Origin of the sequence: Clostridium sp. C2-6-12 (assembly GCF_009928485.1) — a bacterium.
Lineage (GTDB): Bacteria > Bacillota > Clostridia > Clostridiales > Clostridiaceae > Clostridium.
On record NZ_JAABNP010000015.1, the window covers coordinates 78,813 to 104,442 of the forward strand.

The 25,630-nt window shown below is 28.7% G+C and carries 29 protein-coding genes; 7 read left to right on the top strand and 22 right to left on the bottom strand.

Annotated features, from left to right (window positions below; translation table 11 throughout):
- Nucleotides 1-25 precede the first annotated feature (25 nt).
- Both GXK56_RS14085 and GXK56_RS14090 read right to left on the bottom strand, forming a co-directional pair.
- The gene (locus GXK56_RS14085) at nucleotides 26-193 is read right to left on the bottom strand and encodes a hypothetical protein (RefSeq protein ID WP_160688387.1); all 168 of its coding nucleotides are present in this window, start codon (nucleotides 191-193) and stop codon (nucleotides 26-28) included.
- Nucleotides 194-252: 59 nt separating this feature from the next.
- A complete protein-coding gene (locus GXK56_RS14090) occupies nucleotides 253-459 on the bottom strand; it encodes a helix-turn-helix transcriptional regulator (RefSeq protein ID WP_160688389.1) in 207 nt (68 codons plus the stop codon).
- A 212-nt stretch (nucleotides 460-671) separates the two neighbouring features.
- Here GXK56_RS14090 and GXK56_RS14095 point away from each other — a divergent pair, with 212 nt between their 5' ends.
- Both GXK56_RS14095 and GXK56_RS14100 read left to right on the top strand, forming a co-directional pair.
- Nucleotides 672-1,064: a helix-turn-helix transcriptional regulator gene (locus GXK56_RS14095; RefSeq protein ID WP_160688391.1), complete on the top strand. Its 393-nt coding sequence runs from the start codon at nucleotides 672-674 to the stop codon at nucleotides 1,062-1,064.
- 57 nt (nucleotides 1,065-1,121) lie between these two features.
- Nucleotides 1,122-2,612, top strand: coding sequence for a recombinase family protein (locus GXK56_RS14100; RefSeq protein WP_160688393.1), 1,491 nt, complete (start codon nucleotides 1,122-1,124; stop codon nucleotides 2,610-2,612).
- A 177-nt stretch (nucleotides 2,613-2,789) separates the two neighbouring features.
- On the opposite strand, the gene GXK56_RS14105 is transcribed toward GXK56_RS14100, so the two are convergent.
- From GXK56_RS14105 to GXK56_RS14115, 3 genes are read right to left on the bottom strand one after another with little or no spacing between them, the layout of a single operon-like run.
- Nucleotides 2,790-4,529: a FapA family protein gene (locus GXK56_RS14105; RefSeq protein ID WP_160688395.1), complete on the bottom strand. Its 1,740-nt coding sequence runs from the start codon at nucleotides 4,527-4,529 to the stop codon at nucleotides 2,790-2,792.
- A 27-nt stretch (nucleotides 4,530-4,556) separates the two neighbouring features.
- Entirely contained in the window at nucleotides 4,557-7,526 is a 2,970-nt protein-coding gene (locus GXK56_RS14110; RefSeq protein ID WP_243156129.1) for an EAL domain-containing protein, read from the bottom strand.
- A 52-nt stretch (nucleotides 7,527-7,578) separates the two neighbouring features.
- Nucleotides 7,579-9,045, bottom strand: coding sequence for an extracellular solute-binding protein (locus GXK56_RS14115; protein ID WP_243156130.1), 1,467 nt, complete (start codon nucleotides 9,043-9,045; stop codon nucleotides 7,579-7,581).
- 278 nt (nucleotides 9,046-9,323) lie between these two features.
- On the opposite strand from GXK56_RS14115, the gene GXK56_RS14120 reads away from it, so the two are divergent.
- On the top strand, nucleotides 9,324-9,731 hold the full coding sequence (locus GXK56_RS14120; RefSeq protein ID WP_160688397.1) for a secondary thiamine-phosphate synthase enzyme YjbQ: 408 nt from the start codon (nucleotides 9,324-9,326) through the stop codon (nucleotides 9,729-9,731).
- Between the two features lie 106 nt (nucleotides 9,732-9,837).
- On the opposite strand, the gene GXK56_RS14125 is transcribed toward GXK56_RS14120, so the two are convergent.
- The 7 genes from GXK56_RS14125 to GXK56_RS14155 all read right to left on the bottom strand — a co-directional run bounded on the left by GXK56_RS14125 (nucleotide 9,838) and on the right by GXK56_RS14155 (nucleotide 14,234).
- Complete coding sequence (locus GXK56_RS14125; protein ID WP_160688399.1) at nucleotides 9,838-10,056, bottom strand: heavy metal-associated domain-containing protein; 219 nt, start codon at nucleotides 10,054-10,056, stop codon at nucleotides 9,838-9,840.
- Between the two features lie 171 nt (nucleotides 10,057-10,227).
- Nucleotides 10,228-10,794 (bottom strand): nitroreductase family protein, encoded by a 567-nt coding sequence (locus tag GXK56_RS14130; protein ID WP_160688401.1) that lies wholly within the window; start codon nucleotides 10,792-10,794, stop codon nucleotides 10,228-10,230.
- 17 nt (nucleotides 10,795-10,811) lie between these two features.
- Nucleotides 10,812-11,492, bottom strand: a complete 681-nt coding sequence (locus GXK56_RS14135; protein WP_160688403.1) for a GTP pyrophosphokinase family protein — start codon at nucleotides 11,490-11,492, stop codon at nucleotides 10,812-10,814.
- A gap of 118 nt (nucleotides 11,493-11,610) precedes the next feature.
- Nucleotides 11,611-12,114, bottom strand: coding sequence for a 3D domain-containing protein (locus GXK56_RS14140; RefSeq protein ID WP_160688405.1), 504 nt, complete (start codon nucleotides 12,112-12,114; stop codon nucleotides 11,611-11,613).
- Nucleotides 12,115-12,243: 129 nt separating this feature from the next.
- On the bottom strand, nucleotides 12,244-13,017 hold the full coding sequence (locus GXK56_RS14145; protein WP_160688407.1) for an endonuclease/exonuclease/phosphatase family protein: 774 nt from the start codon (nucleotides 13,015-13,017) through the stop codon (nucleotides 12,244-12,246).
- A 228-nt stretch (nucleotides 13,018-13,245) separates the two neighbouring features.
- On the bottom strand, nucleotides 13,246-13,428 hold the full coding sequence (locus GXK56_RS14150) for a DUF1858 domain-containing protein (RefSeq protein ID WP_160688409.1): 183 nt from the start codon (nucleotides 13,426-13,428) through the stop codon (nucleotides 13,246-13,248).
- Nucleotides 13,429-13,580: 152 nt separating this feature from the next.
- The gene (locus tag GXK56_RS14155; protein ID WP_160688411.1) at nucleotides 13,581-14,234 is read right to left on the bottom strand and encodes an HAD family hydrolase; all 654 of its coding nucleotides are present in this window, start codon (nucleotides 14,232-14,234) and stop codon (nucleotides 13,581-13,583) included.
- Nucleotides 14,235-14,466: 232 nt separating this feature from the next.
- On the opposite strand from GXK56_RS14155, the gene GXK56_RS14160 reads away from it, so the two are divergent.
- The gene (locus GXK56_RS14160; protein WP_160688413.1) at nucleotides 14,467-15,009 is read left to right on the top strand and encodes an NADH peroxidase; all 543 of its coding nucleotides are present in this window, start codon (nucleotides 14,467-14,469) and stop codon (nucleotides 15,007-15,009) included.
- A 41-nt stretch (nucleotides 15,010-15,050) separates the two neighbouring features.
- On the top strand, nucleotides 15,051-15,368 hold the full coding sequence (locus tag GXK56_RS14165) for a DUF1540 domain-containing protein (protein ID WP_160688415.1): 318 nt from the start codon (nucleotides 15,051-15,053) through the stop codon (nucleotides 15,366-15,368).
- 196 nt (nucleotides 15,369-15,564) lie between these two features.
- Here the strand turns inward: GXK56_RS14165 and GXK56_RS14170 are convergent, their stop codons facing one another.
- The 5 genes from GXK56_RS14170 to GXK56_RS14190 form a co-directional block, all read right to left on the bottom strand.
- Nucleotides 15,565-16,002, bottom strand: coding sequence for an N-acetyltransferase (locus GXK56_RS14170; RefSeq protein ID WP_202127890.1), 438 nt, complete (start codon nucleotides 16,000-16,002; stop codon nucleotides 15,565-15,567).
- Nucleotides 16,003-16,024: 22 nt separating this feature from the next.
- Nucleotides 16,025-16,516: an HD domain-containing protein gene (locus tag GXK56_RS14175; RefSeq protein WP_160688419.1), complete on the bottom strand. Its 492-nt coding sequence runs from the start codon at nucleotides 16,514-16,516 to the stop codon at nucleotides 16,025-16,027.
- A gap of 248 nt (nucleotides 16,517-16,764) precedes the next feature.
- Nucleotides 16,765-17,367 carry an isoprenylcysteine carboxylmethyltransferase family protein gene (locus GXK56_RS14180; protein ID WP_160688421.1) on the bottom strand — a complete coding sequence of 201 codons (603 nt, stop codon included), beginning with the start codon at nucleotides 17,365-17,367 and terminating at the stop codon, nucleotides 16,765-16,767.
- Nucleotides 17,368-17,382: 15 nt separating this feature from the next.
- The gene (locus GXK56_RS14185) at nucleotides 17,383-17,784 is read right to left on the bottom strand and encodes a DUF3021 family protein (protein WP_160688423.1); all 402 of its coding nucleotides are present in this window, start codon (nucleotides 17,782-17,784) and stop codon (nucleotides 17,383-17,385) included.
- Between the two features lie 23 nt (nucleotides 17,785-17,807).
- Nucleotides 17,808-18,245: a LytTR family DNA-binding domain-containing protein gene (locus GXK56_RS14190; protein ID WP_160688425.1), complete on the bottom strand. Its 438-nt coding sequence runs from the start codon at nucleotides 18,243-18,245 to the stop codon at nucleotides 17,808-17,810.
- A gap of 191 nt (nucleotides 18,246-18,436) precedes the next feature.
- Between GXK56_RS14190 and GXK56_RS14195 the strand changes: the two genes are divergently transcribed.
- Entirely contained in the window at nucleotides 18,437-18,985 is a 549-nt protein-coding gene (locus tag GXK56_RS14195; RefSeq protein ID WP_160688427.1) for a MarR family transcriptional regulator, read from the top strand.
- A 33-nt stretch (nucleotides 18,986-19,018) separates the two neighbouring features.
- Nucleotides 19,019-20,449, top strand: coding sequence for a serine hydrolase (locus GXK56_RS14200; RefSeq protein ID WP_160688429.1), 1,431 nt, complete (start codon nucleotides 19,019-19,021; stop codon nucleotides 20,447-20,449).
- A 174-nt stretch (nucleotides 20,450-20,623) separates the two neighbouring features.
- Here GXK56_RS14200 and GXK56_RS14205 read toward each other — a convergent pair whose 3' ends face one another.
- The 5 genes from GXK56_RS14205 to GXK56_RS14225 form a co-directional block, all read right to left on the bottom strand.
- Complete coding sequence (locus GXK56_RS14205; RefSeq protein WP_160688431.1) at nucleotides 20,624-23,053, bottom strand: heavy metal translocating P-type ATPase; 2,430 nt, start codon at nucleotides 23,051-23,053, stop codon at nucleotides 20,624-20,626.
- Nucleotides 23,054-23,074: 21 nt separating this feature from the next.
- Complete coding sequence (locus GXK56_RS14210; RefSeq protein WP_160688433.1) at nucleotides 23,075-23,440, bottom strand: metalloregulator ArsR/SmtB family transcription factor; 366 nt, start codon at nucleotides 23,438-23,440, stop codon at nucleotides 23,075-23,077.
- 198 nt (nucleotides 23,441-23,638) lie between these two features.
- Nucleotides 23,639-23,962, bottom strand: coding sequence for a cobalt transport protein CbiN (locus GXK56_RS14215; protein ID WP_160688435.1), 324 nt, complete (start codon nucleotides 23,960-23,962; stop codon nucleotides 23,639-23,641).
- A complete protein-coding gene (locus GXK56_RS14220) occupies nucleotides 23,962-24,714 on the bottom strand; it encodes an energy-coupling factor ABC transporter permease (protein ID WP_160688437.1) in 753 nt (250 codons plus the stop codon). Before GXK56_RS14220 ends, GXK56_RS14215 begins: the two co-directional genes overlap by 1 nt.
- Before the next feature lie 78 nt (nucleotides 24,715-24,792).
- Nucleotides 24,793-25,620, bottom strand: coding sequence for an energy-coupling factor ABC transporter ATP-binding protein (locus tag GXK56_RS14225; RefSeq protein WP_160688505.1), 828 nt, complete (start codon nucleotides 25,618-25,620; stop codon nucleotides 24,793-24,795).
- Nucleotides 25,621-25,630 lie beyond the last annotated feature (10 nt).

Genomic DNA, 25,630 nt, shown 5'->3' on the forward strand with positions numbered 1-25,630 from the left:
CTATCACCGAAATTTATTTGACCATTTAATCATTTGTTTCTCTCCCTATAAATTGAGGAAAACTATTAAAAAATCTTTCAAATGCCGCTTGTTGTTTTGATGGATTTAATATTATTACACGCTTAATAAGTTCACCACTAAATTCTATTTCTATCGGCTTTTCATTCATTTCTTTACAAATAACCTCACTCATTTTTCTCCCCACTTTTTTTCTTAAATTCTGATAATAGCTTGTTAAAAAGTTTTTCATTCTCAGTCATCTATATGCGCCTCCTTGATAGCTTGTTCAATTTCAGCTTTCGACTTTTCATAAACTTCACTTAACTTTTCAACTTTATCATCACTAATATTATAAAGACCTTTTTCCAAATTACGAAATTGTATTCTGCTCACGCCCAGTTTTTCAGCTATTTTATAAGCTTTAATTCCACTTTCCTTCCTCATTTGCTCAAGGTTCATAGCACCACCTCCTATGTCTTCATAATAAATTAGTTTATCAAAAATGAAAAGTTTATTTTTACCTCATTTTTCCTTATTTATTCAATTTATCTCCGTATTTCTCGATATTTCTTCATTTTTTATATCTGCAAAAACTTTTCTTTTTATTTTAAAACGAGCTTTACATTTTTGAAAAGCAAATGTATAATATTTTATAAGAAAGGATGATTTTTATGTTTCAAGAAAGACTACAAAATTATAGGAATGATTTAGGTTTAACAAAAAGAGAGATGGCCGATAGATTAGATATTAGCGAAGGTTATTATAATTTAATCGAAAACGGTAAAAGATCTCCTTCAAAAAGCTTTATTGAAAAATTAACATTAGATAGCGAACGTCCTGAAGAATTTTGGATATATGGTGTTAACGAAAAAGATTATATTGATGTTAGAGAAGATTTCAAATGTATACAAAAAGCAGCTGAACAAATAATCGAACTAGGATTAGTTAACGATGTTAACAAATTATTCAACGGGAATTATCCTGAAGGAACCTTAGAAGAACTCTTAATCGTTGCTTTAAAAACAGATTTGGAATACTTGGTAAAAAAAAGAGATAAGAAATAATAAAACAGAAAAATTTTATTATTTCTTAAATATATTCAGTTTAAGAAAGGTGATAAAATGAATAAAATTGCAATTTATACAAGAAAATCAATCTATGTAGAAAACTCAGAAAGTATAGAAACTCAAATCACATTGTGTAAAGACTATTTTAAATCTAAAGGTGAATGTACAATTGAAGTATTTGAAGACGAAGGCTTTAGCGGAAAAAATACTAACAGACCTGCTTTCCAGCGTATGATGAAAGAAATAAAATTAGGCAAATTTAATATAGTTGCAGTTTATAAGGTAGATAGAATCGCACGTAATATAGTTGATTTTGTAAAAATTTATGATGAGCTAGAAGCATTAGATGTAAAATTAATTTCTATAACAGAAGGCTTTGATCCTTCCACTCCTATGGGAAGAATGCTAATGATGATTTTAGCAAGTTTCGCTGATATGGAAAGAGCCAATATAGCTCAAAGAATTAAAGATAATTTATTACAAATTGCTAAAAAAGGTGCATTTACTGGGGGAAAGCTTCCGTTTGGTTGCACAACTGAAAAACACTCTGACGGTAAGAGCTACTTAGTAATAGAAGATGTGAATATGATTCAAACTGCCTTTAACATTTACTTAGAAACCGGTAATTTATATGCCACACATAAGCGTATGGTTGAATTAGGCTATAATATAGCCACTAAACTCAGTATGAAGGGATTATTAACTAACCCAAGCTATTGCGAATCTTCCAAAGAAGTTTCTTACTATCTGCAAAGCGCAGGATATGAGATAGTAGGAAAACCCAACGGAAAAGGCTATATGACTTATGGATGCAGAGTTGGAGAACCAATTGCTGTTGTCGGCAAACATACTCCTTGTATATCATCAACCAAATTTTTAAAAGTCCAAAAATTATTAGACACCAACAAAGAACGTGCAAAACTTGCTAGTAAAGATAGCAAAATTCACTGGCTGAGCACATTGATTAAATGTCCAGTATGTGGCGGAAATTACATTCTTGTAAACAACGGAAAGAAAACATATTATGTTTGTACAAACCGTGTGCCTTCAAAAGGCAAAAAAAATAAGCCAGAGAATAAATGTAAAAATGCTGCTTATATTGATGTAATAAAAATAGAAAAAGAAGTTAAATCCATGTTACTAGATTTAACCAACTATGATCTTTTCTTAGCTTCATATAAAAAAGAAAGAACCCAATTAAATGACAGTATTAAAATACAGAATACTATAGCTCAAAATCAAAAATCAATCGATAATTTAGTTGATAAAATAGCATTACTTTCCACCGAAGCCAGCCTCCCTCTGTTAGATAAAATTGAAAAACTCACAAATGAAAATTCAAAGTTAAAAATCTCACTTGAAGTCGAAAAATTAGCTGAAATAGAAAATCAGATTTCAAACGGAAATGAACAATATATATTTAACAACATTTTAGAATTCGTTAAATTGACAAGTCCTGAAGATATGAAAGATAAAATACGATTAATTTTCAAAAACTTAATTTACGATCCTTCTAATCAATCCATAAAATTGGAATTTTTATAAAAAAACAATCCGCAACTTTTAATAACGTTACGAATTGTTATCTTATCCTAGTATTTTAGGGTATCGGTTTTAATATGCACGCAGAAACTTTCCAACCATAATATCGGAAATATACGAGTCTTTTATATAAATTATTTTTTTATTATATCATATGAAAAGTTTTTGTACAAACTTCTTTTATACTGATGATTTAACTATTTCAATTCGTCTAGCTTCTGAATTAAAGTGAGCATTGATATTTTTATAATCTTCTTCTAAAACCATTTTTGTTTTTCCAAAGCAAAGAACTGTATTTCTAAATATTGCTGCTGCACTTATTTTACCATATTCAGGAACCATAAGCATTGTTTGTACATATGCGTTATTTCCTACAATTCCAGCACTAATATTTTGTCCTGCAGATAATATACCGCCTCTTGCAACAGAGTTAGATTTAGTAAACATAATATCTTTCATAGCACTAAGTTTAGAAACATAAGCCCCCTGTCCTCCTATTATAATATTTCCAGTTGACTTTATGTTACAGTCCTGACAATATCCTATTCTTATATCTAGGGGGACTATTATGTTTTTATCATAATAATCTATTTCGTTATCTAATATATTAACTAATGTTACTAAATCATTTAATGAAGTTAAATTTAAAATATTATATCCTAATACATTTTCTTTAATAAAATCTACCAATTTATTGCGTTTTGTTTTATTTTTTATGTTTAAAGAAACTATATTTAATGCCAATCTTTGAAAATCTCTAAAATTATTTTCTGTTAAACTTCTTATAAACTCACTATTTTCAAATTTGCTATTTTTTAAATTTAGTTTTTTAATTACTTCAATCATTTGTGATGTAACAGTTTTAAATTCATTTAAAACATCAGCATATTCTTTTTTTCTTATATCTATTTGACCAGATAATATCTTTGAATTAATTGCATTTCCAAGTATAGTAATTTCTCCTCCAGTAACTACATTTGAAGTATTAACATTTTGACTTACATCCAGTGATCCACCAGCATTTACAGACATGTTGTCATCAACACTGTCATATACTTCTATATCTCCGTAAAATTTAATATTGCAAGTAGTCATATTTACAGATTCAACCGTATAAATAGGATTGACACTTACATTTCTATTAGCTATATGAGCCTTTCCATCAATTAGTGCAATTATATTGTTATCTCTTATTTCACATCCATTAGTAGCATTTATAGGAAGTTTTCTTATATAATCTCTTTTTATAACTTGTCCAAAAACATTTTTTCCGTCCCTACCAATTATTTCAGGAATTATTTCAGCAATTTTATCTCCAGCATTAACATTTGAAATTCTAAACAAGTTTTTATAGTCCACTTTTTCATTTGAATCTACCTCAGGAAAAATCATTTGAGTTGGAGTAAAAAACAACTTAACTTCACTAGGTATATCATTAATTGGCTTTTCTCCCTTTGCAACTAAAAACTCCTCAGAACATCCTTCTAATGCTATTTCCAAGTTTTCTTCTATAATCCCATACGTAATACCACTTTCTTTTAATAGACGTTCTAATTCTGCTATATTAAAATGAATTGGCTCCTTTTCAGATAGGATTTCAGTTGATATTGCTAAGTTTAAAAATGCTTCTTTATCTTTTAATTTATATTCTGTTTCAGGGACATATTCTACTGTTATATATGCCTTCATTTTATCTTCGGAAGTGGTAATATTAACCTTTCTGCTAGCTTCTGTTTTCTCGCAAATACACTTTATTTCATCCTTTGAAGTTACTTCATATGCTTTATAGTTTTCACATTTTTCACCATTAATGAATAAATTTATGTTTTTTCTAGCTTTTATAGTTATAACTTCATTATTTAAACCATCAATTACTATTACTTCTCCATTAACAACCTTAGCACCAACTTCTCTTTCCATACTTATCCCCCAAATAAAAATTATACTCTAAATATTATTTTTTAATTTTTCATTTATCTGTAAGATTTCTTCAACTAGTTCATTACTTATTTCCGGTGGAATAAATTCCGGCTTGCTAAAGTAATATCCTTGTAAATAATCTACTCTAAGTTCTATGAGTTTTTCTAATTCTTCTTTTGTTTCTACGCCTTCTGCTATAATTTTAATATTTCTTTGCTTTGCATAAGAAATAAGGTTCTTACAAATTTGTTGCCTGTCTAAGTCTTTATCAATCTCTCTAACGATTTCCATATCTATTTTTACAAAGTTTGGTGTAATAGCTAATAAAACAGCTTCATTATTATAACCAGATCCAAAATCATCTATAGCAAGTTTAGCATTCCATTTCTCAATTAGTTTTCTCTTTTTTGAAATCTTTTTTTCATTAGATTTTTCATTTTCTAATAACTCTATTACCAATCTATTTATATGTTCTCCATATAACTTCTCAAATTTTTCCGAATCTTCATTGGACAATATGTGATTTGGTATAGAATTTATAAACAACTTTGCATCTTTAAATTTTTCTGCATTTTTTGCAAAACCTTCTAAGGCTTTAAAAAATGTAATTCTCTCTATTTCATATAATCTAGAGTCAGCAGTTGCGAGTTTTATTACATGAAGTGGATTTTTAAGTGATTCTAATTGTGGCCTCATAAGTGCCTCATATGCAAATATTTCACCTGTATTAGAACAAACAATAGGCTGATATGCATATTCTATAAGTTCTTCATCAAGTAATTTATTTAAGTTTTCCTGACTATTTAATAAAAATGCATCCTCATTGTATTCTTCTTTATTGAACTCACTTATGTTTCCTTTAATTGTTCTTTTTATTTTGTACATTGCATAATCAGAATATTTCGCAAGTTCTTCAAATGTTCTTCCATCATCTGGATACCATGAAATTCCTGTTGAAATTCTTATTTTCAATTCTCTGTTATCAGGTAATTTTAATACTGATTTTTCAATATTATCATGTATTTTTTTTATAATTTTTCTTATTTCTTTTTTATCATCATAACCATATAAAAATACATAAAATTCATCTCCAGATCTTCTTGCAACTATTCCTCCATATTCTTCAAATTTCTTCAATTCTACAGAAGCAATTTTTATATATTCATCTCCATAATCATGTCCATATGTATCATTTACATATTTTAAATTATCTAAATCCCACATTATAAATGCGCCAATTTTAAAATTCTCATTTTTTATTATTTCTTCTACTACATTATAAAAAGCACGTCTATTTAATATGTCAGTAAGTAAATCATAATCTCTGTCATATTCTATTTTTTGCTTTTCTAATACTTCTTGAGTAACATCGCTTACTACCCCTAAAATTCTCGACTCATCATCCAAAATCTTTAGTTTTATCCATTTATTTTTATCTTTTTCAACTTGAATTTTATAAATGTCCTCCATGTTTTTTTCTTTATTTATGATTATCTTTTCAATTATTTTTTCAAAAGTTTGTATGTTCAAATATCTATCTTGTTCACTTTCAATTTTAATTCCTATAATATCGAAAAAGGATTCTGTACATAGTACTAACTCCTCACCTTTTCTGTGTTCAAATGCTGCTATTGGCATATTAAAAAGTTTTATTATTTGAGATAACTTAGAAGCAGAATCAGCCACATTTGAGCTTAATGCAACAATTGCTGAGGATAATTCATCTATTTCAGATATATTTATCTGTTTTAATGATAAAGGTTCTCTTGGGTTACTTGTTTTTACCTCTCTAGCTAAGTTCCTTATAGGTTTTGTTATCCTGCCTCCTAATATTATAATTACCGATATTCCTAATATACTTGAAATTATTAGAGAAATAATTAATAACCTTGTGAATCTATTTGAGTAATTTAAAATAATATCTCTTTCTATCATTCCTATAAGTACCCATTTCTCATTTTCAAAAGGAGTATTTGTATTATATAAATTAAAGTACTTTATACTTGCATATGCCTTTTTATCTGAATCGTGAATATTTGTTTCATATATGAGCCCGCTATCTAACGACCTATCCAATTTAAAGGCTTCATGATCTCCTATTATCTTATTAAACATAGGACCTGTGCTAGTTATTCCTGAGAAATCCATGTTATTACTATCATTAAACCCTAAAGTATATACGCCTTTTCCATTTTGATCAATTTCCTCATATGAAAGCAGAGAGTTTAAATATTTTAAAGAAACAGCGATTCCAAGAACTCCATATGGTTTGTTGCTTTTATCCAGCAATGGAATTGAATATGTTATAATCTTCATATCTTTTGAACTTAGAGAAAAAGGCTTACTCCAATATCCTAGATCTTTATATGTTAAATTTTTGTTTTCCTTAGCTGCATTAATTGGTTTATAAAAAAACTCATTAGGAGATGAAGCCTTACTTCTTCCATCAAAAATAAATTTATTATTCCACCAAGTATCTAATGGTATATTTAATTTTTGTGCAATAGATGCTGGTCCTCTTTCCATAAGCAAATCTGAATTGTCACTTGGATTTGAGTTAGGATCTAAATCTCTAAAATATATTCCATTCTTTTCTTTTGAATTGCTGTCAAGTACTAAAAATGCTCCTGTTACATAATTTTTTCTAAGCATAAATATTAAATCACTAGAAACTTCTTTTAATAATTCTGTGGCCAATTCTCCATCTTCAGCTATATTTTCAGTTTGGAGACCTTTACTTTGAAGCTTTTTTAGAATATCAGAATTAATTATACCTTCAGCTTCGCTAACATTGCTCCAATGCTGAATCATTTCATTTTGAAGATAATTTCCCCTTGATTCTACTTTTTGATTTAAAATACTAAATGAATTTTCTTTTAATATTTGAATTATTCCACTTGAGCCAATTACAGTTACAAATAAAACAACTTGTACCACTACGACGCTTATCATAGGAATAAGTAATTTCCTAATTATTGAATTTTTACTTATAATCAATTCTCAACTTCCCTCCACTAATTGTAACTTATCCTTAGCAAAATAGTAAAAATTATTGGATATTCTTCATATCATTCTTTAAATCTTCAAACCATTTCTTAAAATTTTCTTCTGTTTCATATTTTTTCATCACTTCAGTTTTTGAAATTCCACTTACCAATTGCTTTTTTATTTCTTCCTTATCTGATTTTGCTTTATTTATTAGTGATTTTTCTAAAACAATTCTTGCATCATTTCCTCCATCAAATGCTTTATTTGCATAAAACTTATAGGATTTTTCCTGATTCATAGCTGATAAAATTGCTGCTTTAGATTTCTCTGAAATCTCTATATTTTTATTTGTTTTGGTTTTTTCTTCTATTAAATTTTCATTATTTGCCTCTTTTTTTACGGGCATATAACCTGATTTGATTGAAAATTCTATATTTCTATCAGCATCTGTAAACCATTTAAGGAATTCTGTTACTGCATACTCATGCTTTTTATCAGATTTAATTAATACCATTCCAGCCCCTTGTTCAACCATATAATTTTCACCATCTATAAACTTAGGAATTGGCAAAACCATAGATTCAATATCATAACTTTTTTCATCATTTGTTATTACTGAATCCGGAAAATATTCAGCTCCTGATGTTGAGCCCACAAATGCAATTATATCGCCTGTTTTGGCGTCATCTGATCTAAACCTTCCATAAGAAGCATAATAGCCATTCACATAAGGAATATAAAAATTATCCCATAATTTTTTCATTATATTTTCATCTATATTTATATTAACTTTACCCTTAGTAACTTCAAATATTTCTTTTCCAAGCTGCATGCTGCCAATTATCATGTAATTTGCCATAGCATCTCTTCCAAAAAAAGCTTTACCATCATTTAAGGTTTCAGTTTTGCTATCGGTCCATTCATAATACTGTTTAGCTAATTTAGCAATTCCTTCCCAAGTTTCAAAATCTTTTATATCTGCATTAGTTTCTTTTTGAAACTTATCCCAATCGGTTTTATTTACCATAAGAGTTTCTGTTGATTTAGCTATTGGAAATATTTTCAATTCATTTTCACCAATTAATTTACCTTCGTCAATATAGGATTCTATATATTCATTTTTTTCTTCATTAGTTAAATAATCATTAAAATCTGCTGCTAACCCCAGCTTATCTATTTCATAAGCTGTATCTGCATAGGCCATAAAAGCATCTGGTAATTTACCAGTTCCAACTTTTTTATTTGCAGTATCTAAGATTTTTTCGGTAATTTCATTTGCACTACCTTGATTAAAGGCTTCAACAATTATACCTTTTTCTTTTCCCTCTGTTTTATTAAATTCTTCTACCATCTTATCAAATTCAATCTTTTGAACACCATTATAATAGTGCCAGATTTGAACTGCCACTGGATTATTTTTATCTAACCCATATTTATTACTCCTAGTGTTGCCACATCCTGTAATAATAAAAAAACACATTACTAATATAGTTGTAACCTTTATAAAACTTTTTACCCCTATTCTCATTTTTCCCCCTAAAAACGTAAATTATACTCTAATCCTAATTATAGGTTAAAAATAACTTAAATTCCACAAAATAATTAAATTTTACTTATAATATCACCCACTCTTTTACAGCATAATACTAAATCATAAATATTATTTTCTCTTTGGAACCTTTTATTTTATTAGTGAATCCTATGATCCATCCGTATAATTTTTATACTACTATTCTAAATTCACTTCCATATTGTTATAATTAATCTAATAAAAAATATAAATTAACTAAATTAAGGAGGCTTAATATGTCAAATTTATTCAAACATTCTATTGAAATTAATCCTAGGCAAACTATGATAGATATAACTTCTTACATAAAAGAAGACATTAAATCTAGCACTATTAAAGATGGTATAGTTATTGTCTACTGTCCTCATACTACAGCAGGTATAACTATAAATGAAAATGCTGATCCAGATGTAGTTCGCGATTTAATATATGGTTATGAAAAAGCATATCCAACTTCTGATTTAAACTATAGACATTTTGAAGGAAATTCCCATGCGCATTTAAAAGCTTCAACTATAGGAGCCTCACAAACTCTTATTTTAAATGATGGAAAGTTAATATTAGGCAGATGGCAAAACATATATTTTTGTGAATTCGATGGACCTAGAGACAGAACCTTCTACGTAAAAATTATAGCGGGATAACTCTAAATAAAATTATGTAAAATAAAAAAATCAGAAGAAATCACCAAATAATTTCTTCTGATATATTTGAAAAGCCGCAAGGCTTTTCTCCCTAAACTGTTAATTGTTAATGGTTACCTGTTAATTGAACCTCATGTCCTGTCTTTTCTATACAACTTTGTATTTCTTTTTCAATAGTAGGATTATTATATATCACTTCAACACTTCCACGAGCAAGATCTACACAAACCTTATTAACTCCTTCAATTTTTTCCAAAGCGTTTTTTACTTGTGTTTTCATGTTTTCATTAGCTAAGCCATCTACAATATAATGTTTTCTTTCCATAATTCTTATCTCCTTTATATAAATTCATACATATAGTATGCTCAAAATCACTTTATTATATAAGATCTAAGAAATATTATTCATTAAGCTTTCTAAGCAAAAAAATAATGAACTAGTATACCTGTCCATTATTTTTCATTACTATAAATTATAATTAGCAAACTTGACTGGCTATAAAATCACTTCATCTAATGTTCTCTTAGGAACATGATGAACTTCTTTTTCATCTCTCCAGTATTTAAAATCTCCATCTTCATTAATTTCTTCAATAACTACTTCTTCCTTTGGATATCCTAATGCCAACACTAAAGCTATTTCATATTTTTCATTTAAATTTAATTTTTTTGATAATTTTTCTTTATCTATATTTCCTATTATGCAGCCTCCAAGACCTTTTTCAACTGCTCCAAGAAGAATACTTTGAACTGCTATGCCTTGATCCTGAGCCATACTTATCCCTAAACTATTATCTTTAACTAAAATTATGTAGGCACTTGGTTTTTCTCCTTCTTCTGGACCATCCCAATCTTTATAATATCCAGCCCAATGTATATGTTCAAATATTTTACTGTTTTCTTCTTCTGTATTAGTTAAAACATATTTTAAGGCTTGAACATTTCTTCCTGAAGGTGATAACCTTGCTAAATCAACTAATTCTCTTAAGGTATTAATATCAACAGCCTTCTCTTGATGAAATCTTCTATAGGATCTATTTTTTACTATAAGATCTTTGATCATTTAATTCACCTGCCAATTTATCTTAATTTTTCAACTTCTCTTTGTATGTCCTGCATCCTCATATCTGTTGATGCTATAAGATCAGCACATTCTTTTAAATCCTGTGTAATGTGCGCAGGACTTTCTCCTGATTTTTTATAATATAATTTGTGTTCTAAGCTTGCCCAAAAATCCATTGCTATTGTTCTTATTTGAACTTCAACTCTTACTGATTCTTCATGATCTGAAAAAAATATTGGAATTTCTAAAACTAAATGAAGACTTCTATATCCATTTGGTTTTGGATTTTTTATGTAATCCTTTTCCTCTATAAGTATAATATCATCCTGTCTTATGAGCATTTCAGCTATATCATATATATCACCAACAAATGAACATATAACCCTTATGCCAGCAATATCATTCAAGTTTTTCTTAGCCGATTCTATACTCATTTCAAAACCTCTGCGTCGAAGCTTTTCCATAATACTTCCTGGTGTTTTAACTCTTGATTTCATATATTCTATTGGATTTCTTTTTCTTCTTATTTTAAGTTCGTCATCTAAAATATCTAATTTAGTTTTAACCTCTTTTATAGCTGAACGATAAAGAAGCAAGGTTTCATTTATTTCTTCTATTTTTTCCTCCACCACTTCTGGTGATATGTTTATCTCTCCACTATCTAAAAATATTTTGTCATTCTCTTTTACTTGAGCCATAAGATATCTTTCACCCCTTAGCCTTTTCCTTTTTATGAAATTCTGCGCATTTTGGAATATTTTTCACAGAACCTTGTCTTACCAATTAATTTTAATTGAATTAATTAAAAACGTCAAATTACTTATTATTTATTAAATAAACCTTAGTTTTTTTTCTACCAAATTCTTTTACCTCTTCATGGGTTTTTAACCACACATCTATTATGTGAGTACCGTCATTTTTTACAATAACAGCTCCTCCTCTATCCTCAGCCTCAAATATTCCATCTTCTTTATAATCTTTTAAATCTGGAATATAAATTTTACTACCCAATTGAATATCTTTGGGCACTGCAATAATACCTACTCTCGTATGTGTCTGCATAGCGGTTTGAGATCCCCATGCTTCTGAACATATCTTACAATTACAATAAGCTGTCAATTCAGCTTCAATTGGAGTAGAGTTTTTGATTATTTCATCTTCTTCAGTGGTATTATTACTATTATTTTTATTATTGTCCTCCTGCGCCATTGCTTTAAGATTCATTTGATCAAAGGTGAACTTAAAATATGCTGAAACACCACCTAAAACAATTGCTAAACATATGTATGTCAAACATACATACTTCCCCAACTTTGACAATAAATCATTCCCTTCTCTTATATAACACCTTTAGTAATTGTCATATAATACAATAATTTTACAATATATACTATTATATTATACATCTTCGTGTTTTTAAAGGAAATTTATTGTCCACTAAGTTTTCCTTCACTTAATTTTTATTTCTGCCATTAATGGATAATGATCTGAGGGGTACTTTCCATTAACATTATAATTTATTATTTCTGCATTAATCACTTCTATTTCTTTTGATACAAATATGTAATCAATATGAACCCCTTTTTCTGTTCTTTTAAAACCATCTCTTGTTGCCTGTTTATATAATTCCTTGTTAATTTCTTGTACTGCTGTCAGCTTTTTATTAGAAAACTTGCCTTGTATAAAATCATTTATTAGTTTGCTATCAGGTGTAGCATTAAAATCTCCCATTAAGATCATTGGAATTTCTTCATTTTGGTCTTCTTTTTCTATAACCTCCATAAGCTTGCTTAATCCAAATTCTCTTGCTTTAGAAAGAACATGATCTAAATGTGTATTACAAATTCTAACTTTCGTATTATTTATTTCTACTATTGCCGTTGTACATATCCTTGGGAAAAATGAATACCATTTTTTACTTCCAACTTTTTCAGGATTTTCTGATAACCAAAAAGTCTTCTCTTCATGTATAATATGTTTTTTTGAAATTAAAATATTATTTCTTTCTGACGATATTTTTTTATACCTGGGAATTCCAATAATATTGTGGCTATTAATATTATTATTCAAATCCTTAAGCATATTATCCTTAACTTCTTGAGTACCAATAATATCACAATCATAATTTTTAATTACATCATAAACTATATGTTTCCTCTTATCCCATCTATTATTAAAGTATAATGGATGATCACATTTTAAATTAAAGGTCATTATTTTCATATCCTTCCTCCTTCCTCACAAAAGTTTATTTAAATACTCATCATTCTTATTTATTTAATGAATTTTAATTTTTTATACCATAATATATTTATATCATATTGGCTAGCCATTAAATACAAAGTTTACAGAATATTAATTATTAAAATATTATTACAGAAAAAGCTCCATTTAAGATAAACCTTTGCTTACAAAACTGTTTATCTTAAATGGAGCAATATTTCTTAAGAATTATTTATTTAATGCTGCTAATAATTCGTCTAAGTTTAAACCATGAACTTTTGAAGCCTCTTCAATTGTTTCCGCTTGAGCTGATGGACACCCTACGCATCCCATTCCAAAACTCATTAAAATTTGTGGCGCATCCTCTTTCATTCTTATGATTTCACCTATTGTTAAATCTTTTGTTATCATATTACCTATCTCCTCTCAATTTATCTAAATTTTTATTAATTTACAAATTAAACTTTTTGTTTACCTATGACCTTATTATATTCCCTAACTAATTTAAGTTCTGTAACCAATGTTACAAAGTTATTATTAAATATTATTTTATTCTTCGCATTTTAAAGAACAATATTTAATATTTCCTCTGGAGTCTTTGCTATATATTCTGCTCTTGCCTGAGTCAATTCTACTACATCACCATATCCATAAAGGACACCTATTGATTTAATATTATTTTCTTTTGCTCCAATAATATCATGCTCTCTATCACCAATCATAATCACTTTAGACAAATCAGATATTTTAGCTTCTTCTAAAGCATACTTTATGACTTCACCTTTTTTTACTCTTGTTTCTTCGAAATCAGAACCTGCTGCAAAAGTAAAATACTTATCTACTTTAAAATACTCTAAAATTTGTTTAGCATATACTTCTGGTTTTGATGTTGCAAGTATAATCATCTTATTATTTTTCTTAAGAGCCTCTAAAAGCTCAACAACTCCCTCATATAAACTATTTTCAAAAATCCCTTTTTCCGCATAATATTCTCTGTATTTTTGTAATCCAAGCTCCGCTTTTTCATCATCAAAATTATAAAATTTCTTAAATGAATCCTTTAATGGTGGTCCTATAAATTTATTCAAATCTTCAAGCTTTTCAACATTAATATCAAAAGATTTTAGTGCATATTGAACGGATTTAGTTATTCCTTCACCTGAATCAGTAATGGTCCCATCAAGATCAAATAATATGTATTCAAAATTATTATTCAAGTAAAAATTCCTCCTAAATTAAAGTATTCTTTTTTCTTGTGTAAATTATACCATACTTAATTACAAATATTCTAATATAAGTAACACTTTAAATCATAAAGGAACTGTTCTTGATTTTAAATATATCTGTTTTGAATAAGATATTTTTATTAATAATTTTACTATTATGAGGAAATACTATCTTTTGAATTCTATAATATCTAAAAACAAAAAAATTTTTGGAGGTATTTTAATGAAAAGATTTATTTGTACTATATGTGGTTACATACACGAAGGTGATGTACCACCTGAAGTTTGTCCTATTTGTAAAGCAGGTGCTGATAAATTCAAAGAAATGGATGATGAATTAAATTTTGCCGATGAGCATAGAATTGGTATTGCTGATGGGCTTAATGATGAATTATTAGAAGGCTTAAGAGCTAATTTCATGGGTGAATGCACTGAAGTTGGAATGTATTTAGCCATGTCCCGTCAAGCTGACCGTGAAGGCTATCCTGAAGTTGCAGAAGCATATAAGCGAATTGCTTTTGAAGAAGCTGAGCATGCTTCTAAATTTGCAGAAATATTAGGTGAGGTAGTTGTAGCTGATACTAAAGCTAATTTAAGTGCAAGAGTTGAAGCAGAGTATGGTGCCTGTGAAGGTAAAAAGAAACTTGCTACCATTGCTAAAGAAAATAATTTAGATGCCATCCACGATACAGTTCATGAAATGTGTAAAGATGAAGCTAGGCATGGTCGAGCATTTAAAGGTCTTTTAGACAGATATTTCAAATAATATATTCATGCTTACAACAATAATATTAAAGGAGTGTTTTTATGCAAAGAATAAATTGTGATGTAACTAATTGTTCACATAATAAATCAGGTATTTGCTATTCTAATAGAGTTGATATTGGAGGTGTATCTGCAAGCAGTGAACGCGGAACTTGTTGTGGCTCATTTTTAAATGAATTTTTATATAGCACTTTAACAAGTAATACAAATTCTAAAGGTCAATGTGATGCACTTACCTGCAATGTTGAAACTTGTGCTCATAATTACAATAAACTTTGTGATTTAAATTCCATAAGTGTATCTGGTGAAGGAGTTCAAGTATATTCTCAAACAAGATGTTCTAGTTTTGATAATAAATAGTAAAGTTAATCTCTTAGATCTCAGCCAGCATTTTTACTATAAATATTTAACTATTTTTATATTTATATAGTAAAGTATTTACATATTTACGTATATTAATATGTTTATTTTTTTCAATATATATTTAAACCTATGTACCTATAAATATAGTTTTATAGGTACATAGGAATCTATGAAAATAAGCTCTTATAAATATTTAAATTTTCTTTCCCATAAAAACCATATCTTCAAAGTTTTTAAATCCATGCTTTTTATAAAAACCTTCTGTCCCATCTCCTCTAGCTGTAAGTAAAATTATTTCATCTATTCCGTTACTCGCTAATCTATTTGAAAACTTTTCAATAAGTTGTGCACCTATGCCTCTACCTCTAAGATTTAAATCAACACAAAATTCTTTAATATGAAAATGCATTCCATTGTAATAATATTCATGATTTCCAAGTATCATCCCCAATATTTTTTCATTTTCACAAGCAATAATTCCATCGAAACCTTCGCAATTCATCATTTGGGAAATTCGTTTTGTTGCAGTTTCCGTAGTCCACTCATCATTCCAAGGTTCACAATTAAAAGCACGTACATAAATTTCAGCAATTTCATTAATATGCTCTTTGGTTAATTCTTTATACTCAATCATTTTTAGCCGCTCCAGTTCCTTACAAATATAAATTAATTAAAAATTCAGTTCCTGCTTTAGTTTTAAAATATTTCTCTTTAATACTTTCAATTTGAGGGCCTTTTATTTCATCTTCATATATATTAACTAAAAAATCCGCTTCTATTAATATTTGATAATCAATCTTGTCAATTTTACCATAGGTATGATGATTACCTATTAAGAAGCAAACTCTTTCTATAAATTTTTCATCAAAGTTAAATTTTAATAACATTTCTCTAGCAACAGGAGGTCCTTCTATTTCTTGATAATTTCCTGCTGATGAATTATACTTTTCTTCACTTACCTTTATACCTATATCATGCATGACTGCTGCTACTTCTAAAATATGTTGAGTTTCTTTATCTAATTTTTCTAATTCACCTATTGATTTTGCAAAAGAATATACCTTTAAAAAGTGATTTACTCTTCTTGGATCCTTTGCATAATATTTAATCATTTCATTAATTATAGTACTTATTTTTTCTGCCATATCATTTTTAGTGTAGGCTATTTTTACGGAAAAAGCCTATACTAAATTTCACCTTCTTTCCATATTAATATCATATAAATTAATATTTATTATACTAATTATTAACCAATATTAATATACATAAAATAATAATTTGCTAAATTAAGTTAATCATTACCCATAAATAATTTAGCTTTAAATTCCAAATGGAAAGTTCAAATAATGAAATATCATCTGGTATCTAATGTCAAATATACTAATAATATAATTCACCAAATAAATGGAATAATCCTTTTAGTATGCTTCTTATACTCTGGATAGCTTGTCTTGAAATAACTTGCTAACAAGTTTTCTTCAATCTTAATTCTATAACCATATATGCATGCAATAATAATTAGCGTTCCTACTACCCCTATACTACTTCTAAAAGCTAATGATATTCCAATCAATGATAATATACTTCCACTATATGCAGGATGCCTAATGTATTTATAAGGACCACTTTGAATTATTTTTTGATTTGAATCCACTTGCACTGAAACCGTGAAAGCTTTTCCAAGTGTTAATACTGAATATATTCTTAATATAACACCTATGATAATAAATATAATTCCAAACCAATAAATTAACTTAGGCATTATTCCCCAATCATTATTTCTACAAATAAGATTTAATAACACTATAACCATAGTTCCAGCTACTATTATTAAACATGATCCTTTATCTCCTTTACTCTTTTGTGAATTATTTCTATTCTGGCGTGAAGTAAACGCAAAAATAAATATTTCTGCCATAATATAAATTATAAATACCATTTGAAAAATTTCTTTAAATAAAGCGGTTTCAAAATATGAATCTCCAAACAAATACATATAAATGCCTTCTTTCTATTTTTCTGATAATTTTTTATTTATATCCTCTGCATCATTTTGAATAGAAACATAAATACTAAATATAGTCATTCCATAAACCAGTACTAATACGAAAATAATCTCAGCAAAATCATATATTGATCCAATTTCAACTACCTTCAATGGAACGCCAATACCAAAAGTGACTATAGTAGCTATAGCAAATTCTAAAACAATATGAATAACTTGAGATTTAATTTGCAAATCTTCGAAAAAATAAATTATTATATTTATTAATGTAATAATTAAAATCATAAAGATTTCTGAATTCACATTAATAGTACTTTGCATGTTCATAATATGCATAATAATCGTTATTATATTTGCTGTAGTAAATGCAATGCAACTTCCCAAAAAATATTGATTTATTCTTTTCATAATTTCCTCCAATCTGTGTTTTATTATATATTTAATTTGCATTTTACTTCTTGTACATAACTTCTATTAATAATTAGCTTTTCACCATTAGACAATGTTGCAAGTAATCTTCCATTAATTTGACCTTTAACCTTCTTTAATTTTGCTATGTTCATTATGCAAGCCTTATTTATACGAGTAAATTTTGTTCCTTTTAACTTATCTTCTAGCTCATATAACTTCATATCACTTTCATAAACATTATCCTTACAATAAATATAGGTTCGATTATCAACAGATTCAAAATAGTAAATATCTCTTGAACAAATCTGCGTAAATTCATTTTCGATTCTTCCATTAATAATTAACTGCTCTTCAAAAATGGTTGAAGCTAATTGGTTAACATATTCATTTTTCTCTTTACATTTAATTTGTATCTCTATCTCATCAATTAAAGGCTCTTCAATTATTTCAATTCTCATAATTTTCCTCCTTTCAATTAAAGAATAGCACACGGCAACTATGATAACAATTATGGAACAAGTATATTGCAAATATACATAGGTAACTTGCATATAATTAAAACGAAATTTTAGACAGTATATTGACCTTTCTGGAATATTATGCTATCGTATTTTTAGACAGTATAATGTCTAATTTAAAGGAGGTCTTTATGAACAATTACAAAGCTTTATATTTAATACAACAAATCTACGCAACACTCTTCTCTCTTACCAACAAACTTCAAATAAAAGGTGATGAATTTTGTGAGCAAATAACAAGCAGACAATTTATGGCCTTGGTAGCTATTATTCATTTACCAGAAAATGAAACAACCCTTAATAACATTGCTAGAAAACTTGGTACGACAAAACAAAGTGTTAAACAAATGATTACTATTTTAGAAAACAAGGGCTTTGTTCTTACTGTACCAAGTCAATATGATAAGCGTGCAGTTAATGTTAGGATTACTGAATCTGGTACAAAGGCTATGACTGTATGTGCTGAAAAATCAATGGGCTTTTTTGCAAATCTTTCGAGAGATTTTTCAATTGAAGAAATGGAAATATTGTGGACGCTATTAAAGAAATTATATAAATTTGATGGCGAAGAACAAGATGGTTTTGAAGAAAATGCTGATTTTGACATTGGTGAAGATACGACTGAAATTCAAGAAAGAGCCTTAAAGGAATTTGAGATAGTAAGGAATGAGAAAAAATAAAAAAAATTAATAAAACAAAGGTGGTGTAACATTATGAAAAATAATATATCAAATGATTTTCTATTAAAAAAAATGAAAGAATGGAATATTCCTGGAATGGCTGTAGGCATTATTAAAGATGGTGAAATAATATACTTAAGTGGATTGGGACTACGAAATATTAATAAAAATTTAGATACAACTGAAAATACTTTATTTGCAATAGGTTCTGCTAGTAAGTCTTTCACTACACTGGCAATAGGTATATTGGTAGATGAAGGAAAGCTTGACCTTGATACTCCTATAAAAAAATACATGCCTAGTTTTGAATTGAAAAACAAGTATGCTGAAGAACATATAACATTAAGAGATATACTTTGTCACCGTTCTGGTCTTCCAAGACATGATGCATTGTGGTATAACACTTCTTTTAGCAGAAGAGAATTAGTTGAAAGACTTAAATATTTAGAATTTAGCAAAGATTTCAGAGAAGCATGGCAATATAATAATTTAATGTTTGCTACAGCTGGCTATCTTATCGAACATGTTACTGGACTGACTTGGGAGGAATTTGTTGATATAAAAATTCTTCAACCACTAGGCATGAATAACACAAACTTTTCAGTGGAAGATTCAAAAAATTCTTCTGATTATAGTCAACCATATACACTAAAAGGAAATGATATACATCAAACAAATTTTAGAAACCTTGATCAAATTGGACCTGCTGGCTCAATAAATTCAAATTTAACTGATATGCTAAAGTGGCTTTCCCTTAATCTAAATAAAGGGAAAGTAAATGGAACACAGATTATATCTGAAAAAACTATAGAACAATTACATTCACCTCAAATACCTTGTCAACTATTTCCTATGAAATTTGATGAAATTCAATTTTCATCTTATGGCTTAGGTTGGTTTATTGAATCCTATAGAGGAAGAAAACATGTTAATCATGGTGGAGGTATTGATGGCTTTTGTTCCTATACAAGTTTTCTTCCAGATGAGAATATTGGTGTAGTTATTCTTAGTAATTTAGATAACCCTTTCTGTACTATGCCTATAGCTTACTATATATATGATAAGCTTTTAGGATGTGAATATACTGACTGGAATGGAAAACTAAAAAACGAAGCTGAAAAAATGTTTAAATTAATGACTACTGCTAGTAATACAGTCATCGAATCTCAAAAAGAAAACATACACCCTTCTCGCTCATTAGAAGAATATATAGGTGTATATGAGCATCCTGGATATGGAATTGCAAAAATTGAATCGAAAGAAAATATTTTAACATTAACTTATAACAATATAGAATATGCACTTAAGCATAAATGCTACGACATTTTTAATATTAGCTTCATGGAGCATTACACAATTCCTGTTGCCTTTAATTATGACAGTAATGGTACTATTATGAGTGTTTCAATACCTTTTGAACAAAGTGTAAGAGCATCCGAATTTACAAAATGTAAATTAAAATAATTAATAATTGCATGTAATATATAATAATAAACCCTATTAATTTTATTTTAACATTCTCTTTTAAACTAAATGGAATGTGGATAATTGGCTATTTAATTCTTCTCCTTTTTGTATAAATTAGTAAAAGAGCTGGCTAAATTATTTGCCAACTCTTCCTTATGATTTGAAACTTTATTAACTATTTTCTACTTTCATTGCTCTCATAGCATTTAAGACTGCTAGAAGTGCTACTCCCACATCTCCAAATACAGCTTCCCACATAGTTCCAAGCCCAATTGCTACAAGAACTAATATTATAAGCTTAACACTTAAAGCAAATACTATATTTTGCATTACTATACTTCTTGTTTTCTTAGCTATTTTTATAGCTGAAGCGATTTTAGAAGGTTCATCTGTCATTATAACTACATCTGCTGCTTCAATAGCTGCATCTGATCCAACGCCGCCCATCGCTATACCTATATCTGCTCTAGCTAAAACTGGAGCATCGTTAATTCCATCTCCTACAAATACGATTTTACCTTTAGGGGATTTTTCTTTAAATAGTAATTCTAACTTTTCAACTTTTTGATCTGGCAATAATTCTGCATGAACTTCATCTAAGGCTAATTCCTTTGCTATTTTAGTCCCAACTGTTTTATTATCACCTGTGAGCATTACTGTTTTCTTAACTCCAACAGCTTTTAAAGCTTTTATTGCCTTTGAAGAATCTTCTTTCACCTCATCAGAAATAACTATATAACCTGCATATTTTTTGTTAATAGCAACATGCACTACAGTTCCTATAGTTTCTAATTCCTTATAAGAAATATTTTCCTTATTCATTAGTTTATAGTTTCCTGCTAGCACTTCTTTTCCATCAAGAATAACTTTAACACCATGACCTGATATTTCTTCATAGTCTTTTATTTTATCTTGAATTATTTCATTGTTATATGCTCTTAATATAGAAGTTGCTATTGGGTGATTAGAATAATTTTCTGCATAAGCTGCACAAGCTAAAAGTTCATCTTTTGAAATATTGTTTTCTGAATTTATTTCTGTTACTTTAAATATACCTTTTGTAAGAGTTCCAGTCTTATCAAACACAACCATTTCAACATTATTTAAGGCTTCAAGATAATTTCCACCTTTAACAAGTATTCCATTTTTCGATGCTCCACCTATTCCTCCAAAGAATCCTAAAGGAATTGATACAACCAAAGCACATGGACAAGATACTACTAAAAAGGATAAGGCTCTGTAAATCCAATCTGAAAAAGTTGCTCCTTCTATAACTAGTGGTGGTATTACAGCTAACGCTAATGCTGCAAAAACAACTGCTGGAGTATAATATCTAGCAAATTTTGTTATAAAATTCTCTGTTGGCGCTTTCTTACTGCTTGCATTTTGTACTAAATCCAATATTTTAGCAACAGTAGAATCTCCAAATTCCTTTTCTACTTCTATTGTTAAAAGCCCATTTTTATTAATAACCCCACTTAAAATATTGTCTCCTACACCTACTTCTCTAGGAACAGATTCTCCAGTTAAAGCTGCAGTATCAACCATTGAATTTCCTTCAATTACCTTCCCATCTAAAGGCACCTTTTCCCCTGGTTTTACAACTATTATATCTCCTATCCTAACTTCTTCTGGTTCTACTTTTTTAATATCATTATTTACTTTTAAATTTGCAAAATTAGGTCTAATATCCATAAGGGCTGAAATAGATTTTCTTGAACGATTTACAGCCATATCTTGGAACATTTCTCCTATTTGATAGAATAGCATAACTGCTACGCCTTCAGGATATTCACCTATAGCAAATGCACCTATAGTTGCAATACTCATTAAGAAATTTTCATCAAACACTTGACCTTTGCGTATATTTCTTAATGCACCTAAAACTACTTCTCCGCCTACAAGAACATAACTAGCTAAATATAAAAGCAATTCTACTGTATTAGGAAACTTCATAACTGTTGCAATCCCAAAAATCAAAGCACCAATAGCAAATCTGACAATTTCACTTTTATTACTTTCTTCTTCTGATTCTTGGTTTTTATTTTTAATTTGACTATCCTTATTATCAATTTCTACTACATTGACATCAGGTTCTATTCTTTTAACAATTTCCTTAACATTATCAACAATATGATTTTGTTTTGAGGTATCTTCTATTTCCATAATTAATTTTGCTTTAATAAAATCTACTGTAGCAGATTTTACTCCGTCAATATTATTTGATTCCCTTTCAATTTTTGCTGCACAGTTTCCACAACATAAGCCTTCAAGTAAAATTTCTTTCTTTAAAAGTTTTCCCTTTACTTTTTCTATAACTTTAACGTGAGATTCAATACTAGTTACAATATTACTTACTGAACCCATTAGCTCTTCTAGTTTGTTGCCTTCTTTTGCTTGTAATACTAAAGTTTTAGTAACAAAGTTTACATTGGCAGAATCTATTCCATCTAATTCATTTATTTTTTTCTCCATTTTAGCTGCACAATTTGCGCAACCTAGTCCTTCTAATATAAATTCTCTTTTTTCATTTTTTACATTTTCTTTGTGAGATAATTTTGCATTAACAGGACTATTAGCTATTTTTATATTGCTTGCCATAATTCTTCCCCCAATCTAAACTTATTTTTTCTCTGATATATGAATCAATCCTTGATCAAAAATACTTTTAACATGTTCATCGTCTAAAGAGTAGTAAACTACTTTACCTTCTTTTTTATATTTTACTAATCTGGCTTGTTTCAAAACTCTTAGCTGATGAGAAATAGCTGATTGTGTCATTCCAAGAAGTGCAGCTATATCACAAACACACATTTCAGCTTCAAATAATACACATAATATTCTTACTCTTGTTGAATCTCCAAGGACTTTAAATAAGTCAGCTAAATCATAAAGGGTTTCTTCTTCTGGTATAATTTCTCTAACTTTACTTACAATATCTTCATGAATTACATTACAATTACAAACTTCAATATTATTATTCTCCATGTTTATCACTCTTTTCATCTGAATATTTGAATATATGAATACTTGTTCATATATTCATTGTATTCTCCTTATTTTATTTTGTCAATATAATTGAGATTTATTTTCAACTTTTTATACATAAAAAATAACAGGTAGTACGACTTTGAAATCATACTACCTGTTAATCATATTTATTGAATTTTAAACATACAAAAAATATTATTTAATATTGTTTTTCTCTTTTTCTATTTTATGTCTTTCTACAAACCTTCCCATAAAAAAGGCAATAACTCCAACTCCAATACCAGTTTGTACACAGAAAAGTAAGCTTTCAACTTCTCCTGGTAATTCTCCCCCAATCCATGTTTCCATAACTGGCTTAAACCAAGGCTCATATTTAGTACCTGTAATTTCAGAAACCACTTCACTTCCAGCATCATCTGATCCACCAAATTCTGCTCCTTTTAAAGTAAACAATGGCACAACGGCAATGAGTGCTGCAATAACTAATAAGCTTACAACTGTTTTTTTAGTCTTTGTCATTAATTTTCGCCTCCCTTTGCTAATTCAAGTTCTTTCAGTTCTGATTTCGCATAGGTTTCAAGGCCAATCATAATAACAACTGTCAAAATTCCTTCAATAACTGCAAGTGGAAGTTGTGTTGGTGCAAATACTGCAAGGAACTTAACTACTGATGTCATAACTCCACCAGTTTCAGATGGATATGCAAGTGCAAGCTGCATGCTTGTTATACAATAAGTAAATAAATCACCAATTGAAGCTGCTAAGAAAATTCCCACATATTTATTTACTTTTAATACCTTACATAATTTATAGATTCCATATGAAATAAATGGGCCTGCAATAGCCATAGAAAATGTATTTGCACCAAGAGTAGTTAAGCCTCCATGTGCAAGAAGAATTGCCTGGAAAATAAGCACAATTATACCCAAAATACTCACCACACTAGGGCCAAATAAAATTGCACCAAGTCCAGTACCAGTCATATGAGAACAGCTTCCTGTCACTGATGGAATCTTTAATGATGAAAGCACAAAAACGAAAGCTCCTGCCATAGCTAAAATAGTAATTGATCTATGATGGTTAGCTAAAGTTTTCTTTACTGATAAATAACCTGCTATTATAAAAGGAAGGCAGATAAATCCCCATATAATGCAAAATTGAGGTTGAAGATACCCTTCCATAATATGCATAGCATTTGCAGTTGGCTCCACTCCAAAAACTAAAGCAAAAGCAGCAGCAAGACTGATAATTCTCTTTTCTCTCCTATTCATTTTTCTCCTCCTTGTATGAGTTTTAAATTTGAATATTATTAAAAACTAGTTTATTTGTACGTCAAAAAGATATATTTCCTAATATCCGAGTAATTCTTTAAATTCTCTTATACTTTTAGGATATGATTTAATATCTTCTAGAAGTTTTTTCTCTACAAGAGATTCATAGACTTCTAACATGGTTGGCTGTTTTAAATTTGCCTGTTCCAAAATTTTCTTATTCTTAAAAATTTCTATTGGGTCTCCCTCTGCAATAATTTTCCCATCACAGAATACAATAACTCTTTCAGCCCATCTATATACAAAGTCTACATCATGTGTTGAAATAATCATTGTCTTTCCTTCCTCTCCAAGCTTCCCCAATACCTCTTCCAACATTATTGCATTTACTGGATCTAATGCTGCTGTTGGTTCATCAAAAATAATAATTTCTGATTTCATAGCAATAATGTCTGCAATGCTTACGCGTTTCTTTTCTCCACCGCTCAAATAATGAGGCGGACGATCCTTCAAATGAGAAATATTCATGTATTCAAGTGCTTCGTCAACACGTTCTAGCACTTCTTCTTTTGAAAGTTTTAAATTCATAGGTCCAAAAGCCACTTCTGATTTTACTGTAGATGCAATAATTTGATTATCCGCATCCTGAAATACAATTCCAATATTTTTTCTAAGTTCTTTTAAGATCTTTTTATTTATAACGGTATCTCTATAAATTATTTTCCCTTGCTCTGGTGTAAGAACGCCATCTATATTCAAGAAAAATGTTGATTTTCCTGAACCATTAGATCCAATAACAGCAATTTTCTCTCCTTCATATATATCCACACTTACTCCATCTAAGGCTGATTTTCCATTTCCGTAGGTATAATGAAGATCTTCAATCTTTAATATTAGTGATTTCATAATTATATCC

Coding starts and splice junctions, on each gene's coding strand:
- GXK56_RS14085 (WP_160688387.1), bottom strand. CDS start 193: ATGAGTGAGGTTATTTGTAAAGAAATGAATGAAAAGCCGATAGAAATA.
- GXK56_RS14090 (WP_160688389.1), bottom strand. CDS start 459: ATGAACCTTGAGCAAATGAGGAAGGAAAGTGGAATTAAAGCTTATAAA.
- GXK56_RS14095 (WP_160688391.1), top strand. CDS start 672: ATGTTTCAAGAAAGACTACAAAATTATAGGAATGATTTAGGTTTAACA.
- GXK56_RS14100 (WP_160688393.1), top strand. CDS start 1,122: ATGAATAAAATTGCAATTTATACAAGAAAATCAATCTATGTAGAAAAC.
- GXK56_RS14105 (WP_160688395.1), bottom strand. CDS start 4,529: ATGGAAAGAGAAGTTGGTGCTAAGGTTGTTAATGGAGAAGTAATAGTA.
- GXK56_RS14115 (WP_243156130.1), bottom strand. CDS start 9,045: ATGAGAATAGGGGTAAAAAGTTTTATAAAGGTTACAACTATATTAGTA.
- GXK56_RS14120 (WP_160688397.1), top strand. CDS start 9,324: ATGTCAAATTTATTCAAACATTCTATTGAAATTAATCCTAGGCAAACT.
- GXK56_RS14125 (WP_160688399.1), bottom strand. CDS start 10,056: ATGGAAAGAAAACATTATATTGTAGATGGCTTAGCTAATGAAAACATG.
- GXK56_RS14130 (WP_160688401.1), bottom strand. CDS start 10,794: ATGATCAAAGATCTTATAGTAAAAAATAGATCCTATAGAAGATTTCAT.
- GXK56_RS14135 (WP_160688403.1), bottom strand. CDS start 11,492: ATGGCTCAAGTAAAAGAGAATGACAAAATATTTTTAGATAGTGGAGAG.
- GXK56_RS14145 (WP_160688407.1), bottom strand. CDS start 13,017: ATGAAAATAATGACCTTTAATTTAAAATGTGATCATCCATTATACTTT.
- GXK56_RS14150 (WP_160688409.1), bottom strand. CDS start 13,428: ATGATAACAAAAGATTTAACAATAGGTGAAATCATAAGAATGAAAGAG.
- GXK56_RS14160 (WP_160688413.1), top strand. CDS start 14,467: ATGAAAAGATTTATTTGTACTATATGTGGTTACATACACGAAGGTGAT.
- GXK56_RS14165 (WP_160688415.1), top strand. CDS start 15,051: ATGCAAAGAATAAATTGTGATGTAACTAATTGTTCACATAATAAATCA.
- GXK56_RS14175 (WP_160688419.1), bottom strand. CDS start 16,516: ATGGCAGAAAAAATAAGTACTATAATTAATGAAATGATTAAATATTAT.
- GXK56_RS14180 (WP_160688421.1), bottom strand. CDS start 17,367: ATGTATTTGTTTGGAGATTCATATTTTGAAACCGCTTTATTTAAAGAA.
- GXK56_RS14185 (WP_160688423.1), bottom strand. CDS start 17,784: ATGAAAAGAATAAATCAATATTTTTTGGGAAGTTGCATTGCATTTACT.
- GXK56_RS14190 (WP_160688425.1), bottom strand. CDS start 18,245: ATGAGAATTGAAATAATTGAAGAGCCTTTAATTGATGAGATAGAGATA.
- GXK56_RS14195 (WP_160688427.1), top strand. CDS start 18,437: ATGAACAATTACAAAGCTTTATATTTAATACAACAAATCTACGCAACA.
- GXK56_RS14200 (WP_160688429.1), top strand. CDS start 19,019: ATGAAAAATAATATATCAAATGATTTTCTATTAAAAAAAATGAAAGAA.
- GXK56_RS14205 (WP_160688431.1), bottom strand. CDS start 23,053: ATGGCAAGCAATATAAAAATAGCTAATAGTCCTGTTAATGCAAAATTA.
- GXK56_RS14210 (WP_160688433.1), bottom strand. CDS start 23,440: ATGGAGAATAATAATATTGAAGTTTGTAATTGTAATGTAATTCATGAA.
- GXK56_RS14215 (WP_160688435.1), bottom strand. CDS start 23,962: ATGACAAAGACTAAAAAAACAGTTGTAAGCTTATTAGTTATTGCAGCA.
- GXK56_RS14220 (WP_160688437.1), bottom strand. CDS start 24,714: ATGAATAGGAGAGAAAAGAGAATTATCAGTCTTGCTGCTGCTTTTGCT.
- GXK56_RS14225 (WP_160688505.1), bottom strand. CDS start 25,620: ATGAAATCACTAATATTAAAGATTGAAGATCTTCATTATACCTACGGA.